The 16,522-nt window shown below is 37.9% G+C and carries 14 protein-coding genes and 1 pseudogene; 10 read left to right on the forward strand and 5 right to left on the reverse strand.

The features are described from left to right. The 3 genes from IQ247_RS26615 to IQ247_RS26630 form a co-directional block, all read left to right on the forward strand. Positions 1-882: ATP-binding cassette domain-containing protein (locus IQ247_RS26615; RefSeq protein WP_322745579.1), on the forward strand; the 882-nt coding region annotated here is incomplete at its 5' end. A gap of 49 nt (positions 883-931) precedes the next feature. Next, complete coding sequence (locus IQ247_RS26625) at positions 932-1,660, forward strand: ABC transporter permease (protein ID WP_228060064.1); 729 nt, start codon at positions 932-934, stop codon at positions 1,658-1,660. Positions 1,661-1,822: 162 nt separating this feature from the next. After that, positions 1,823-2,722, forward strand: coding sequence for a glycine betaine ABC transporter substrate-binding protein (locus IQ247_RS26630; RefSeq protein WP_193924585.1), 900 nt, complete (start codon positions 1,823-1,825; stop codon positions 2,720-2,722). 288 nt (positions 2,723-3,010) lie between these two features. On the opposite strand, the pseudogene IQ247_RS26635 reads toward IQ247_RS26630, so the two are convergent. After that, positions 3,011-3,265 (reverse strand): annotated as a pseudogene (locus tag IQ247_RS26635) (Uma2 family endonuclease); the annotation flags it as partial. A 60-nt stretch (positions 3,266-3,325) separates the two neighbouring features. After that, on the reverse strand, positions 3,326-4,819 hold the full coding sequence (locus tag IQ247_RS26640; protein ID WP_193924587.1) for a phytoene desaturase family protein: 1,494 nt from the start codon (positions 4,817-4,819) through the stop codon (positions 3,326-3,328). Positions 4,820-4,894: 75 nt separating this feature from the next. On the opposite strand from IQ247_RS26640, the gene IQ247_RS26645 reads away from it, so the two are divergent. The 6 genes from IQ247_RS26645 (at position 4,895) to IQ247_RS26670 (ending at position 10,230) form a co-directional block, all read left to right on the forward strand. After that, a complete protein-coding gene (locus tag IQ247_RS26645) occupies positions 4,895-5,410 on the forward strand; it encodes a MarR family winged helix-turn-helix transcriptional regulator (protein ID WP_193924589.1) in 516 nt (171 codons plus the stop codon). Positions 5,411-5,604: 194 nt separating this feature from the next. Then, a complete protein-coding gene (locus tag IQ247_RS26650; RefSeq protein ID WP_193924591.1) occupies positions 5,605-6,054 on the forward strand; it encodes a hypothetical protein in 450 nt (149 codons plus the stop codon). Between the two features lie 79 nt (positions 6,055-6,133). Continuing rightward, positions 6,134-6,931, forward strand: a complete 798-nt coding sequence (locus tag IQ247_RS26655; RefSeq protein WP_193924592.1) for a TIGR04283 family arsenosugar biosynthesis glycosyltransferase — start codon at positions 6,134-6,136, stop codon at positions 6,929-6,931. Between the two features lie 87 nt (positions 6,932-7,018). Further along, the gene (locus IQ247_RS26660) at positions 7,019-7,726 is read left to right on the forward strand and encodes a TVP38/TMEM64 family protein (protein ID WP_193924594.1); all 708 of its coding nucleotides are present in this window, start codon (positions 7,019-7,021) and stop codon (positions 7,724-7,726) included. Positions 7,727-7,814: 88 nt separating this feature from the next. Next, a complete protein-coding gene (locus tag IQ247_RS26665; RefSeq protein WP_193924596.1) occupies positions 7,815-8,552 on the forward strand; it encodes a TVP38/TMEM64 family protein in 738 nt (245 codons plus the stop codon). A gap of 130 nt (positions 8,553-8,682) precedes the next feature. Further along, complete coding sequence (locus IQ247_RS26670; RefSeq protein WP_193924598.1) at positions 8,683-10,230, forward strand: mercuric reductase; 1,548 nt, start codon at positions 8,683-8,685, stop codon at positions 10,228-10,230. Positions 10,231-10,381: 151 nt separating this feature from the next. Here IQ247_RS26670 and IQ247_RS26675 read toward each other — a convergent pair whose 3' ends face one another. Then, complete coding sequence (locus IQ247_RS26675) at positions 10,382-10,747, reverse strand: Lin0512 family protein (RefSeq protein WP_193924599.1); 366 nt, start codon at positions 10,745-10,747, stop codon at positions 10,382-10,384. A 499-nt stretch (positions 10,748-11,246) separates the two neighbouring features. Here IQ247_RS26675 and IQ247_RS26680 point away from each other — a divergent pair, with 499 nt between their 5' ends. Next, positions 11,247-12,263: a S66 peptidase family protein gene (locus tag IQ247_RS26680; protein ID WP_193924600.1), complete on the forward strand. Its 1,017-nt coding sequence runs from the start codon at positions 11,247-11,249 to the stop codon at positions 12,261-12,263. Between the two features lie 116 nt (positions 12,264-12,379). Here the strand turns inward: IQ247_RS26680 and IQ247_RS26685 are convergent, their stop codons facing one another. Both IQ247_RS26685 and leuS read right to left on the reverse strand, forming a co-directional pair. Continuing rightward, positions 12,380-13,261 carry a UTP--glucose-1-phosphate uridylyltransferase gene (locus IQ247_RS26685; RefSeq protein ID WP_193924602.1) on the reverse strand — a complete coding sequence of 294 codons (882 nt, stop codon included), beginning with the start codon at positions 13,259-13,261 and terminating at the stop codon, positions 12,380-12,382. 597 nt (positions 13,262-13,858) lie between these two features. After that, positions 13,859-16,435, reverse strand: coding sequence for a leucine--tRNA ligase (gene leuS / locus IQ247_RS26690; RefSeq protein ID WP_193924604.1), 2,577 nt, complete (start codon positions 16,433-16,435; stop codon positions 13,859-13,861). Positions 16,436-16,522 lie beyond the last annotated feature (87 nt).

Below are 16,522 nucleotides of genomic sequence, written 5' to 3' on the forward strand. Positions count from 1 at the left end.
GAAATAAATATCAACCAACCACTATCAACTATCAACCAACCACTATCAACTATTAACTATCAACCAACCACTGTCAACTGTCAACTGTCAACTGTCCACTGTCCACTGTCCACTGTCCGAGTTAAATTATTTATGTTACAAAAAAACGAATACGCTGTAGAATTCCGTAATGTGACTTTAAGTCGCAATCAGCGTCCTTTAGTATCAAATCTTAATTTTCAAATTTGTAGAGGAGAAGCGCTAGTACTATTAGGACGTAGCGGAAGCGGCAAAACTACGACGATGAAGTTAATCAATCGGTTGTTTCGACCTACCGACGGTCAGGTAATATTTGATGGTATTCCCACAACGCAATGGGATGAAATTAAATTAAGACGCAAAATTGGTTATGTAATTCAAGAGACGGGTTTGTTTCCTCATTTTACAATTGAACGTAATGTCGGTTTAATTCCTTCCTTGGAAGGTTGGAACTCCAAACAAATCAAAATGCGAGTTTTTGAATTGTTAAATTTAGTAGGTTTACAACCAGAACAATTTGCTTCTCGATATCCCCACGAGCTTTCCGGTGGACAAAGACAAAGAGTAGGTGTAGCCAGAGCGTTAGCTGCCGATCCTCCGGTATTATTGATGGATGAACCCTTTGGTGCATTAGACCCCATAACAAGATTAGAACTTCAGCAAGAGTTTAAACGGTTACAGCAGGAATTAGGGAAAACCGTTGTATTTGTAACTCATGATATTCAAGAAGCCTTTGTTTTAGCAACAAGAATTGGTTTACTATATGGGGGAGAACTTGTATTTTTGGGAACACCAGACGAGTTCAAAAATACTTCGCATCCGGAAGCGGTTGCTTTTATGAAATGTTTAGAAATAACTATTTAAAAGTTAGGAGTTAGGAGTTAGGAGTGAGGAGTTAGCTGACAATTCACAGTTGACATTAAGCAATTACCAATTACCAATTACCAATTACCAATTACCAATTACCAATTACCAATTACCAATTACCAATTACCAATTACCCATTATGAACGATTTCTTTTTATTTAAATACGGTTCGGAAATTATCGAACGTAGTATTGAACATTTGATGTTAGTGATTATTGCGATTAGTATCGCGACAATAATAGGTATTCCTTTAGGAATTTTAATCACTCGTAATAAATCGCTGCGTCAACCTATTTTAGGTATCGCAAATATTTTACAAACTATTCCTAGTTTGGCTTTATTTGGTTTATTAATTCCCGTTCGTATTATCGGTGGAATTGGTCCGGTTCCGGCAATTTTTGCACTTACTTTATATTCTTTTTTGCCCATAATTAGAAATACTTACACTGGCATTATGAATGTAAATCCGGCGATTCGGGAAGCTGGAAGGGGCATGGGAATGACAGATAGACAATTATTGTTTCAGGTGGAAATTCCGTTGGCTCTGGGGGTAATTTTGGCGGGTGTGCGGGTTGCAATGGTAATTGGTATAGGTATTGCAACTATTGCCGCAGCGATTGGGGCTGGTGGTTTAGGAGTATTTATTTTTCGGGGAATTTCCTTAGTCAATAATGATTTAATTTTAGCAGGTGCGGTTCCGGCGGCATTGATTGCGCTGATTGCAGATTTAGGAATTGGGGCTTTAGAACGTCGGATGACCAAAGGTAAAATGTAATTAATATCAGCTTCTTTCAATTACTTACTATAATCTTAAGATATTAGTAATTTTTTATTACCCATTACCAATTACCAATTACCAATTACCAATTACCAATTACCTATCCTCACAGATATGATAAATGTTTAAGCGCGCATAATATTAATTATTAATTTAAAAATGAAAAGATTTTTTATACTGTTGATTGCTGGTTTATGTTTAAGTTTATGGTTTACTGGCTGTAATACGAATTCGGTTAGTAGCGGTGGTGCTGATATTGTTGTTGCATCAAAAAACTTTACCGAACAAGATATTTTAGGAGAATTATTAGCGCAGCAAATTGAAGCAAGTACTAAGTTAAAAGTTGATCGTCGTCCACAATTGGGTGGTTCTTTTATCTGTCATAAAGCTATTGTTGCTGGGGAAATTGATGCTTATATCGAGTATACGGGAACGGCTTTGACAGCAATTTTGGAACAAAAAGTAATTAGTGACCCGACAAAAGTTTACAATTTGGTCAAACAGTCTTATGATAAGCAATTTAATTTAGAAGTAACGAAACCTTTGGGTTTTGAAAATACTTTTGCAATGATAATTCGTGGTGAAGATGCCAAAAAATATAACATCAAAACTCTTTCCGAAGCTGCTAAATATACACCCTCTTGGAGAGCAGGTTTTGGTTATGAATTTGGTGAAAGAGAAGATGGTTTTCCGGGACTATCTAAAGCTTATAATTTAAAATTTGGGGAATCTCCCAAGGTGATGGATTTAGGTTTAATATATCGAGCATTAACTCAAAAATTAGTGGATATGGTAGCGGGAAATTCTACCGATGGACAGATTGCGCGTTTGGGTTTGGTAGTGCTAAAAGATGATAAAAAATATTTTCCACCTTATGAAGCTGCACCAATTGTCCGTAAGGAAACTTTGAAAAAATATCCACAATTGCAAAAACCTTTATCTCAACTGGCTGGAATTTTAACTGCTGATGAAATGCAACAACTTAATTATCAAGTTGAAGGTGAATTACGCGATATCAAGGAAGTTGTCAGCGAGTTTCGTCAGAGTAAAGGTTTGTAGAAGAAGTGGGGGGATTTTGGAAATTATCAAAGGTGAAAGTAAGAGAAAGCTGTAATATTAAAAATTACATGATTTTTTGGGAGTATAGGATATTTCTCAGAGCTTGCGAATATTTCTAGAGAAAAATATTTCCTAATTCCTGAACTTGCTAAAAAACAGGTGATTAATTCGTGTAGTGCATTTTGGGAGTGATGCTGTTAGCCGTGACTGCCAGGCTGGGGCGACAAGCGATTAATTTTTATTACCATTACTTTTACGTCCTTCACCGTTACTGACTTCTACTCAACATTAGTTTAGTGCCGAGTTAAAAATCTGCTCTGCGGTGAGGTTTAATTCTGGGAAACAGCAAGAAATTATTTGATTATTTCCTCTAAATAAAGTTTTGACATATTCCCCATCTACTAACTCACAGACAAAAATAGCGGGTTGCTTTGGATTACCAATAAAATCTCTTCCTCCCAATCCTGCGTAATCAACGATCCAATATTCAGGAATGCCCATCCTTTCATAATCAGCAAACTTTTTATAGTAATCGTCGCGCCAATATAGCAAAACTTTGCGTCACCTCTGCGCTTACCTCCGCGCCCCTTTGCGTTAAAAAAACTATTTCTTCACCAAATCCTCTCCAACAAACTTCGCCGTATTCTTAGCCGACTCCAAAATCGTCATCAACCCACTACCTGGATGAACTGCTCCACCAACCCAATAAAGTCGATCTATGTATTCCGAACGAATTGGGGGACGAAATGGACCAAGTTGCAACCAATTATGACTAAGATTAAAGACTGCACCTAAATATACTGAGTAATCGTTTTCCCAGGTATCAGCGGTGTAGCAAGTCTCGCTGACAATATGTTTTTCTACTCCATCAAAACCTAATAACGGCAACCTTTTAATAATTAAATCTCGATACTTCCTAGCTTTTTCCTGCCAATCAACACCATATCTAGTGTGGGGAATTGGTACCAAAACATACAACGTAGAATGTCCTTCTGGTGCGTTGCTAGAATCTACTGGAGTAGGATTACACACGTAAAATGGAGGGTTAATTTCATCTAAGGCTGAGTCATCGATAAAAGGGCGATCGCGCTTGCGAATATGTTCGGATAAATAAAGTTGGTGATGGGGTAAATCATCGTAACGTCGATTGATACCCAAATACAGCATGAAGGTGGAGCAGGAAAATTGTTTTTTAGCAAAGAAATTGTCTGTATATTTTCCCTGTGCTGTTTGAGGAATTAAAGTTTGTACTGCACTAGCAAAGTCAGCGTTGACTATCACGGTATCTGCTTTTATCTGTTCTCCATTTTCAAGTTCTACTCCTTCAACTCGACGATTTTCCAGCCATACTTGCTTTACTGGTGTATTCAGGTGAATTTTACCACCCTTATCTTGGAATCCCTGGGCTATTGCTTGAGCCAATGCGCGAAATCCTCCTTGAGGATGCCAAACACCGAATGCCATTTCAATATAAGGAATTAAGCTGAATACACTCGCGCTTAAGGTGGGGTGCATCCCCAAATATTTGGCTGGATAGCTTAAAGCATATACCAATCGCTCGTCTCTAAAAGCATTCCAAAAGTGTTGGTAGAGGGTTTCCCAAGGTCGAAATCTCAAACCCGTACCGAGTTCGTCGAGTCGCATATAACCCAAAATAGAACGAGCGGGTTGACTTAGATAAGGTTCGTAACCTGCATTATATTTCTGTGTTTCTTCAGCATACCAGCGGTCAAGGGCTTGGGGTAAATCGCTGCGAAAGCTGGCTAGTTGCTGCTTTAATTTCTCTTGATCGGTGGTAAGTTCTAATGTAGAATCATCCCAAAAGCGTAATTTTGTATAGGGTTCCAAACGAGTAAAGGAGATATATTCCTCTCGCTTCAATCCTGCACTAGCAAATAAATCGTCGTAAAGATCAGGTAATTGAAGGATAGTGGGGCCGGTGTCGAAGGCATATGCACCGTCTTGAAAACCCCGCATCCTACCCCCAACGCGATCGCTAGACTCAAATATTTCTACGTGATAACCCTGTCCTTGCAGCCGTAAAGCTGTAGCTAATCCTCCCGGTCCTGCACCTACGACAATAATGTTTTTGCTCACAATTGCTTGCCTCTTGCTCCCAGGTAAATGCTGTATCTAAAATAAATGCATGAGTCAATCATATAATGAATGAGTATGAATTTACAATTGATAAATTTAATCGGAGCAAGTGCGATCGCCATTTCCGACAGTATCCAAAATGCTGCTGAGGAAACCACAAGAAATACTGCTTCGTTCCCGGCTGCATTGGTAATTATTGACCGCTATCCTACAATTACAGTGGATTTATTGGGACAATATTTACAGCTTTCTCAATCCGGTGCAGCCAGGTTAGTAGAGCGTCTGGTAGATCAAAATTTAGTAGAGCGTCATCAAGGAAATGACCGTCGTTTTGTTCATCTACGACTTACCTTAGCAGGGAAAGTTATGGTTGAAGAAATTCAGCAAGCTAAAGTTGAAGCGGTATCAAATTTACTGAAGCCATTGACAACACAAGAACAGCAACTACTACTAAGTTTACTGTCAAAAATGGCAGGGCAATATAGTAGCACCGAAGTAGTAGAAGAATATATTTGTCGTTTTTGTGACATTGATGAATGTCCGTTACTAGTTTGCAAACAAAAGATAGAAACTTGGCAAGAGAAAGGTTAATGTTTTGAATTGGTTCTTGTTTCTTTGAAGCATAAAAGCTCAGAGTTTCTATCTAATAAATGACGATTATTGTAGTTTAATTTATAAGACAGCTTGTGCTAACTCATTAATTTCTAATATTACACTCATATTTTTTTAATCTTTATAATTCACAATGAATTCATTGATTTATTTTTCAGGGTGAATTATGGAAGATGAAAAGTAATATAATATCATCTCCGGAACAAAACCAAGATATCGCTAAAAGTTTTACCAGGAATCTAAGTCTTGTCTTTACTTCTGGGTGTCTTGGCGGACTTTTGAACAGTTTAACAGTTTGGGTGTTCGGTTTTGGTGGAATAACAGGATTATTTAACATACAAATAGCACCAACTTTAACAGCATCTTGGCTATATCCTCGCATTGTTTGGGGTGGAATTTGGGGTTTTTTATTTCTTTTACCTTTTTACCAAAGAAAATATCTTTTAAAAGGTATTGTGTTAAGTTTATTCCCCACACTCGTTCAACTTTTCATCATATTTCCTTTGCAAGCGAAAAAAGGAGTTCTTGGTGTTGAGTTAGGAAGTCTTACACCAGTATTTGTTCTATTTTTTAACTTGATTTGGGGAATAACCGCAGCATTTTGGCTAAAAATAAGTAGATAAAATTCTAGAATCTGCGACAATTGGTTTTTGACGTTAGTGACCCATAGCATTATATTGGCAGTTTATTAAGGTTTGCCAGATGATTTACAAACAAACTAGTAGTACTCTGAAAGAAGAAAAATATCGGGTTTCAAAAAATGCCAATAAAAGTAATGTCCCAGTCGGGACACGTTTCGCAAATGTTACACCGAAAATTTCAATTATTATTCCCACTCTTAACGAGTCGAAAAACATTAAAGCTACTTTAGCTAGTACTCAAATCAGTACGAATATAGAAGTTATTGTAGTTGATGGGGGTTCACAGGATAATACAATTGATATTGTACAATCTTTAGGCATTAAAGTTATTACAGGTTATCAAAATCGCGCTTGTCAAATGAATGCGGGTGCGATGAATGCAACTGGAGATATTTTATTATTTCTTCATGCTGATACTCTTTTACCTCCTAATTTTGATGCGATGATTCGTATCGGATTACAACAACCAAAAACTGTAGCAGGAGCATTTTCTTTACGAATAAATGCACCACAAACGGGTTTACGATTGGTGGAATGGGGGGTAAAATTTCGTTCCAAATGGTTACAAATGCCTTATGGAGACCAAGGTATTTTTATAACTAAGAAAATATTTAATGATATTGGTGGTTTTCCTGAATTACCCATTATGGAAGACTTTGAACTGGTACGGAGTTTGAAACGCTTAGGGGGAATTAATTTAATTCCTGTACCAGTTATTACTTCACCGCGTCGTTGGTTGAAAAAAGGAGTTTGGCAAACAACATTAATCAATCAGATTGTAATTATTGCTTATTTTCTAGGAGTTTCACCCAACAGAATTCGTAGTTGGTATCGTGGGGAAAAATTAATTAAGCATTAAGCTGCTTCTCATTTTAGTGATTTAAGCTAGGAGTTAGTTGACAGTTAACCTTTAAACTCTAACCTTTGACATGCAGACCTTTAACCTATGAAACACCAGCATAAACGTTTTCTTAAACTGATACTAATAGGTTGCTTAATTGCCATCTTGATTATTGCAGCTAAATATTTTAATCTGCAAGGACTTTTGAGCAAGTCTTTATTATGGGTAGATAGTCTTGGTTGGTGGGGACCGATCGCATTCATAATTATTTACAACGTTGCCACATTATTGTTTATTCCAGGTTCTTTATTAACCTTAAAAGGAGGTTGTTTGTTTGGATTATGTTGGGGTTCTTTATATGTATTGATTGCTGCAATTATCGGTGCAATATTTGCCTTTTTAGTTGGACGTTATATATCTCGTGATTGGGTATGTCAACAAATAGGTAAAAAACCAAAATTTCAAGCTATAGACAAAGCTGTTGCCAAAAATGGATTTAAAATTGTTTTTTTAACTCGTTTATCGCCGATTTTTCCGTTCAATTTATTAAATTATGCGTTTGGAGTTACTCAGGTATCTTTAAAAGATTATATTTTAGGTTCTATCGGTATGATTCCCGGAACTGTAATGTATGTTTATATGGGTTCGTTAATCGGTAATATTGCAATAAAAAATCCATCTATTCCAATAAGTCCAGAAGCACAATTTGCTCAGATGTTATTACAAGGAGTTGGGTTAATAGCTACAGTTTTTGTAACTATTTATATTGCTAAAGTTGCTAAAAAAGCTTTAAAAGAAAGTACGAGTATTTAAGGTTAGAGGTTAAAGGTTAAAGGTTAAAGGTTAGAGGTCAAAGGTCAAAGGTCAACCATCAACTATCAACTATCAACTAACGAAAACCATGAATAAATTTTACAGATTTAGTCTATTTACTGCAATTGCATTTAGCATCATAATTCTATTAAATGCAAATCCAGCTTTAGCTCAAGAAAGTGTCAGTTCGCAAGGTTTTAATCCTCAAGAATGGCTTAAAAATGCTTTGGAATGGATTAATAACCAAGGTGCTGTAGGTGGAATTGCCTTCATTATCCTTTACATTGTCGCTACTGTTGCTTTTCTACCAGGTTCTATTTTAACTTTAGGTGCGGGGGTAGTTTTTGATGTCTTTTTAGGTTCGGTATATGTTTTCATTGGTGCTACAATTGGGGCTATAGCAGCTTTTTTAGTAGGACGTTATTTAGCTCGAAATTGGGTTGCAAAGAAGATTTCTGGAAACAAAAAGTTTGCCGCAGTTGATAACGCTGTAGGTAGGGAAGGTTTAAAAATTGTTTTATTAACTAGACTTTCTCCGGTGTTTCCATTTAACTTATTAAACTATGCTTATGGTGTTACCGGAGTTTCTTTAAAAGATTATATATTAGGAACTATCGGCATTCTTCCCGGAACAATTATGTATGTCTATTTGGGTTCTTTAGCTGGTAATATCGCCACCATTGGAACCGGAGAACAACCAAGTAATCCTACCGTTGTTTGGACAATTCGGATTATTGGTTTCATCGCTACAGTTGCTGTAACTCTTTACGTAACCAAAGTTGCGAGAAAAGCTTTGAATGAATCAACAAGTATCGATGAACAGTAAACAGTTAAGAGTTAAGAGTTAAGAGTTAAGAGTTAAGAGTTAAGAGTTAAGAGTTAAGATTTACCAACAACCAACAACTAACAACTATCAACCAACAACTAACAACTATCAACTAACTAATAATTTAATTATGTCAAATTCAGCCTTTGAAAGAGTAATTGTTCCCCCCATGGATGAGTACAATCAAAAATTGATTGCGAACTTACATCCTAATGATTGGAAAAATCCCGAACCAGCCGATTGTTACGATTTGATTGCGATTGGTGCTGGTGCTGCTGGTTTAGTAACTTCTGCTGGTGCTGCTGGATTGGGTGTCGGTTTGAAAGTTGCATTGATTGAAAAGCATCTTATGGGAGGAGATTGTACTAATGTCGGTTGCGTTCCTTCTAAATGCTTGATTCGTTCTGCTCGTGTTGTCGGTGAAATTTGGAATGCTAAAGAGTACGGAATTCATGTGCCACAAGAAGTAGAAGTCGATTTTCCCGCAGTTATGGAACGGATGCGACGATTAAGAGCGCAAATCAGCCATGTTGATGCGGTTGATCGTTTCACAACAGAATTTGGTATGGATATATTTTTGGGTGCGGCAAGTTTTACCAGCAGTAATACGATTCAAGTAGATGGTAAAACTCTTAAGTTTAAAAAAGCTGTAATTGCTACCGGAGCGAGAGCCACACATCCCGATATTCCTGGTATGAAAGAAGCCGGATATTTAACCAATGAAACCGTATTTTCCCTGACTCAATTACCGCGACGTTTAGCAATAATTGGTGGTGGTCCCATAGGTTGTGAATTAGCTCAAGCTTTCAATCGTTTTGGTAGCGAAGTCACTATTTTCCATCGTGGTTCTCATATTTTAAATAAAGAAGATAGTGACGCTGCATCCATTGTTCAAAAAGTATTTCAACACGAACAAATCGATTTAATATTAAGTTCCCAAATACAGCGTGTGGAAAGTACATCTGATGGCAAAAAAATTCACTATATTAGCAATGGTAAACAAGATTTTATTATCGTAGATGAAATTTTGGTAGGTGCGGGAAGAACCCCGAATGTTGAAGGTTTGAATTTAGAAACTGTTGGTGTGGAATACGATAGTAAAGGAGTAAAAGTAAATGACCATTTACAAACTACAAATCCAAAAATTTTTGCCGCAGGTGACATCTGTTTAAGTCAAAAATTCACCCATATGGCAGATGCAACAGCGCGGATTGTCATTCAAAATTCTTTATTTACTCCCTTTGGTTTGGGACGTAAAAAACTTAGTGATTTAATTGTACCTTGGGTCACATTTACCGACCCAGAAATTGCTCATGTAGGAATGTATGAAAGCGAAGCGCAGGAAAAAGGTTTTAACGTAAATACGATTAAAATAGACTACGAAGATGTAGATAGAGCCATTACCGACGGTGAAACCGCAGGATTTGTGAAAATTCACCTCAAACAAGGTACCGATAAAATTCTTGGTGCAACTATAGTATCTCCCCACGCTGGTGAAACGATTTCCGAAGTCACAACTGCAATTGTCAATGGAATTGGAATGAATAAATTAAGCAGTGTAATTCATCCTTATCCCACTCAAGCGGAAGGAATTAAAAAAGCTGCCGATGCATATAAACGGACTAAGTTAACGGATGGTACGAGGAAGCTTTTGGGATTTTTGAATAAGTTTTCTTAACTGAATAATTCATAGGTAGGTCAAAGGTTAAAGGTTAAAGGTTAAAGGTTAAAGGTTAAAGGTTAAAGGTTAAAGGTTAAAGGTTAAAGGTCAACTGTCAACTGTCAACTGTCCACTGTCCACTGTCCACTGTCCACTGTCAACTGTCCATCTAATCCCGATCAATCAAAACTGTAACCGCAGCTACAGCAATCAACATTTCGTCATTTTTATCCTGTAAAACCTCAATTGCTCTTCCTTCAACCATCATTCCCCCAGATTGAACGGTAAGACTTTTGCGACCAAAAGGCAATACGGCTAAAACCTCTTCTTCTCTTACCTGTTCGGGATAAGGTACGGCAATCTGAACTTCTACAATCATCTCATCTGGGTCATTCAAACCAGCAACTTCAAACACTCCAATTAAAGCATTATTTGCGATCGCATTTCTGACAGCTCTAGCAGCAGCAACAGTTGGTTCCTGTCCGTGCTGATCTATACCCATTCCCATTTCAACGATAAATCGCTTGCGTACCATAATCATCCCTGATAATTTTAAATTTAATTAAATTTCTTGAAATTTCCCATTTGTACTGTAGCGGTTTAAGTACCCTGATGGGAACAGTTGACAGTTGACAGTGGTTATGTATTTGAACCTTTGACCTTTTATAAAGTAAAAGGCAAAAGGTAAAAGTAATGGGAAGAATTTCTACTTTCACCTTGTGCCTTTAACGTTTTTGCATTGGATATGGGTAACTAATTTTACCATGGGTTTTTCAAAATCATCAACTGGGAAAAATTGCCTATAATCCAATTTTGTGTGCTTTTTTGATTGCGATCACGTAGTGGAAGCGAAGCTATCGCGATTATTTCAATACTTTCTCTAAATATCTCCCGATATCATTATCATCGAATTTTAGATTTTAGATTTTAGGTTTTAGATTTTAAAATTTAAACGGGCAGGAGAGTCTCCGAATTCATTCTGTATATTCAAGTAAAAACTAAAATCTGGGAGTTAATGGTAGTATATTTCCATCATGAATATCAATCGGCGAAAATTCATTACAACATTGGGAATAGCCGCTATTTCCACCCAAATACCATCATTTACCGTTCAAGCTCAGACTGCCAATACGATTATCAAGCCACCCCGTCTTAGATTAGGCGATACAGTAGGATTAATTAGTCCTGCTGGTATAATTGATTCCGAAGACGTTGAACAAGCAAAACAAACATTTACCGCACTAGGCTTAAAAGTTAAGCTCGGTAGTCATATTTTAGACAATTATGGTTACTTAGCAGGAATTGATCGCGATCGCGCTGGTGATGTTAACGCTATGTTTGGTGACAAATCCGTCAAAGCAATAATTGCGATGCGTGGTGGATGGGGTGGCAATCGGATTTTACCATTACTTAACTATAATTATATTCGCGCCAATCCTAAAATTATTATGGGATACAGCGATATTACATCTCTATTATTAGCAATCACTGCTCAGACTGGACTTGTCACTTTTCACGGAGCAGTAGCTACTTCTACTTGGAATAATTTTACTTTGAACTATGTAAAAAGTATTATATTTAATGGCGAACTAGTAACAATGAATAATACTTTAGCTACCCAACTTCGTCGGCAAATAATTACACCAGGGAAAGCCAAAGGTAAATTTATCGGCGGTAATTTGTCAGTGATAAATTCAATGTTGGGTTCATCCTATCTACCTAACTGGAAAAATAGCATTTTATTCATAGAGGATATCGGCGAAGACGTTTACCGTGTAGATAGAATGATCACACAATTAAAAAACGCCGGAATCCTCAATCAACTATCCGGTTTTGTATTTGGACAATGTACCAGATGTAGCACCGGAAACGAGCCTTCATTAACTTTAATGCAAGTATTACAAGAACATATTCGACCTTTAAACATTCCTGCGTGGTATGGTTCAATGATTGGTCATATCAAAGATAAATTTACACTTCCCATCGGCATCCAAGTAGAAATTGATGCAAATACTGGGATAATAAAAATGTTAGAAGCGGCTGTTAGTTAATCTCACCTCAATACTTAATATTTGAAAAAATCTTTATTTAACACATACTAACTCTATATTACTTCTTTCCTCTGCGTCCTCTGCGTCTCAGCGGTTTTTTTAATTCCTATTCCTAATCATTTACCAAAATCAATCATAGTCTGCCGATAAACATTAGGCATCCCAATATCAAAAGTCTTCCCATCAACAACTAAACCCGTCATACCCTCAGCTTCCCTTAATTTATCCAAACAAGAAGTTAACTGAAACTCGCCTCTTTCGCGAAAATTACTATTAATATGTTCCTCCAAAAAATCAAAAATTTTCGACGTTAACGCATACAAACCAAATATACATAAAAACTCATCTTCCGCCATTCCTTCCACACACAAATTTTGTCGAGCATACTCAACAGTAGGTTTTTCATAAACTTGCGTCACTTGCATTATTGATTTTTTTTCTTGCCAAACTCCCATTACACATCCAGCTTTATGAATCATCGACGCTGGTAAAACATTCAATCCAATAACACTTTGATTAACTTCTTCGTAAACCTGCAAAACCTGAAGCGTACAAGATTTCTCATTATCAGAAGAATAAATATGGTCTCCCAACATCAACAAAAAAGGTTGATCATCTACCCATTCCTTCGCACAAAAAACCGCGTGTCCGTAACCTTCTTGCTCATTCTGTGTCAAAATCGTAATTCTATCACCTAAATGCTGAAGATATCGACAATATTCCTGATTTTGCTGTGAAAGCTTGTTAAAAAGTGTAGGCTCAGGTGGGTTTTTAAAGTAACTTTCAAAAACCTCCTTATCATCCGGTTGCGTCACAATTCCAATCTCTTCTATTCCACCACTCACAGCTTCTTCCACAATCAGCTGAATTACGGGTTTCGCTCTACCGTCTCGATCAATTACCGGAAACAGTTCTTTTTTGACAACTTTAGTAGCTGGAAATAACCGAGTACCAAAACCAGCCGCTGGAATCACAGCTTTTTTAATTCGATTCTTCATTTTAGATTTTAGATTTTCAATTTTAAAATTGGGCATTGGGTATTGGAAGGTAGAAGCGGTAACTGAGATGACTCTTAACTTTTAAAAGAATCTTGAATCCAAAATCTAAAATCTAAAATCCAAAATTATTCTTCCCCATCTCCTAATTCTCCAGACACAACCAATACAACCTTCGTAGTGATTGTACCTTGAGAACACTTTGTAAACTCTTATGCCGCGTGATAAATTACTGTTGATAATGCTGAGCAGTTTTTTACTATGGCAGTTAACAAACTGTCACTCAGTCAATTCCCTGACTTAGGTTTTAAAAGATATCCTATATTTGTGCAAGGAGTGATACCACTTCACAATATGTTTGTCACAAGCTTATTCTCGTAAATCCCTAGCTCTAAAGGGATAGTGCCGAGTTCAAATGTTGCATCAGAGAAGTGAATTGGTATAACTTTATACAATGAAGGCGCTTGGTAGAAAAAACTGTCAGGCGCTTTTCCATGTGACGGATTAATCATAGGACTGTCAAAAATCAAGCCAAATAAAAAACCGGGGTAAAAGTTCCCGGTTGTGTCAATTAATGAACCTGCACAAGTAGAATAGAATTTAACCGATAACGAAGTTTACCAACTTGTTAGGTACGACAATTACCTTTTTAATGGTTTTGTTTTCGATATGACGTTGAGCAACATCTGATTCACGAGCATACTTTTCTAACTCAGCTTTATCCAATTGCGCTGGAACTTGTAAATCACCGCGTTTTTTACCATTAACTTGAATTACCAAAGTTATTTCATCAGCAATCAAAGCTTCTGGGTTGTGTTTCAACCAGCTAGCAGTATGTACGGAACTATCATTACCCAACAAATGCCATAATTCTTCAGCGATGTGAGGCGCGAAGGGTGCTAACATCAAAATTAAAGTTTGAATCCCTTCAGCATAAATTGGTGAGTCTTTGCAGCTAGCATCAGCCAAAGCGTTACTCAACTTCATCAATTCAGATATAGCTGTATTAAATTGATATTCACCATCTACATCTTCGCTGACTTCTTTGATTGCAGTATGAATTGCTCTGCGTAAATCCTTTTCAATTTTGGATTTTGGCTCTTGATTTTTGAATTTCTTAGATGATTGGGGATTATCAACAAAATCAGTTACTAAGCGCCAAACTCGGTTAAGAAAGCGGAATTGTCCTTCTACATCAGCTTCATCCCATTCCAAATCTTTTTCAGGAGGTGCTTTGAATAAAACAAACATCCGTGCGGTATCAACACCATATTTAGCAATTACATCTTCCGGCACGACACCATTACCCTTAGACTTGGACATGGTAGCGTAAAGCTTTTGCAAAGGTTCGCCGGTTTCTGGGTCACGGGGGTCAGCAGGATTTACTAAACTAGAGGCAATCCACTTATCTTTACCACCCTTATTGGGATTCATGTAAGTTAAACCCTGCACCATACCTTGAGTTAACAAGTGTTGGAAAGGTTCGTCAAAGTTAAGCAAACCTCTATCCCGTAATACCTTGGTAAAAAAGCGCGAATACAACAAATGTAAAATTGCGTGTTCAATACCGCCGACATACTGATTAACTGGCATCCAGTCATTTACTTTCGTCGAATCAAACACTTGGCGATCGTTCTTAGCATCCGTAAACCGCAAGTAATACCATGATGAATCAATAAAAGTATCCATCGTGTCAGTTTCTCGCTTCCCAGGAGTCCCGCAACTCGGACAATCGACATTTACCCAGCTTTCCAACTGTGCTAATGGTGAACCACCACGTCCAGAAAATTCCACATTTTCAGGCAACTCCACAGGTAAATCTTGATCCGGTACTGGTACCGCACCGCAATTAGGACAGTGAATAATCGGAATCGGCGCTCCCCAGTATCGCTGACGGGAAATCAACCAATCACGCAAACGGTACTGTACCCGTGCTTGACCAAAACCTTGCTTTTGGGCATATTCCACAATTGCAACTTTCGCGTCAACAGAAGACATTCCATTGAAAATGTCAGAATTAACCACAATTCCCGGTTCTGTATAAGCCTCGTGAGGAATTAGTACCGCATCAGCAGCATCAGCACGGGCAATTACTACCTTGATCGGTAAATCCTGTTGCTTAGCAAACTTAAAATCTCGTGCATCATGGGCTGGAACACCCATCACAGCCCCAGTACCGTATTCGTAAAGCACATAATCAGCAATCCAAATCGGAACTTCTTCCCCCGTAAACGGATTGATTACCTTACCACCTGTCGGAATTCCCCGTTTTGGTCGATCTTCAGCAGTGCGTTCTAACTCGGTTTGATTACTGACTTCTTTAACAAAAGTTTCCACTTCTGTTTGACGTGCTTCTGTAGTAACTCGCTCAGTTAAAGGATGTTCCGGTGCTAATACTACATAGCTCACGCCATATACAGTATCCGGTCGCGTCGTATACACGCCGATTTTTTCATCCATACCCACAATGGGAAACTCTAAATATGCTCCGGTAGATTTACCAATCCAGTTAGCCTGCATTGTTTTAACGCGCTCTGGCCATCCCGGTAACTTATCCAAATCCTTTAACAATTCTTCAGCATAATCAGTAATTTTGAGGAACCACTGCCGTAAAAGTTTACGTTCAACTATGGCACCACTGCGCCACGAACGACCTTCATTATCAACCTGCTCGTTCGCTAATACAGTTTGGTCTATGGGGTCCCAATTTACTGCTGCTTCTTTTTGGTAAGCTAAACCTGCTTGGAAAAACTGCAAAAATATCCACTGCGTCCACTTATAATAATCTGGGGAACAAGTAGCAACTTCACAATCCCAATCAATAGATAAACCCAGAGATTTTAACTGTCCCCGCATTTGATCAATATTTTGATACGTCCATTTTGACGGAGGAACTCCCCGGTTTATCGCAGCATTTTCTGCTGGTAAACCAAAAGCATCCCAACCCATAGGATGCAGCACCCGATAGCCTTGCATTCGCTTGAGACGGGCGATTACATCAGTAATGGTGTAATTACGGACGTGACCCATGTGTAGGCTACCCGACGGGTAAGGAAACATGGACAGCGTATAGAATTTTGGCTTATTACTATCTGTGGGGGTTTTATCTAAGCCAATTTCTAACCATTTATTTTGCCACTTTTGCTCAATTTCTCCTGGGTTGTATCGGGTATCCACCATCCATACTCCTATGCGACTGTAATCGTATCTGATGAACTATTGTAGATGCTGTTGGCGAAGGTAGGGAGGGATGGGGGGATGGGG

The organism is Plectonema cf. radiosum LEGE 06105 (genome assembly GCF_015207665.1).
Taxonomy (GTDB): Bacteria; Cyanobacteriota; Cyanobacteriia; order Cyanobacteriales; family Nostocaceae; genus Rivularia; species Rivularia radiosa_A.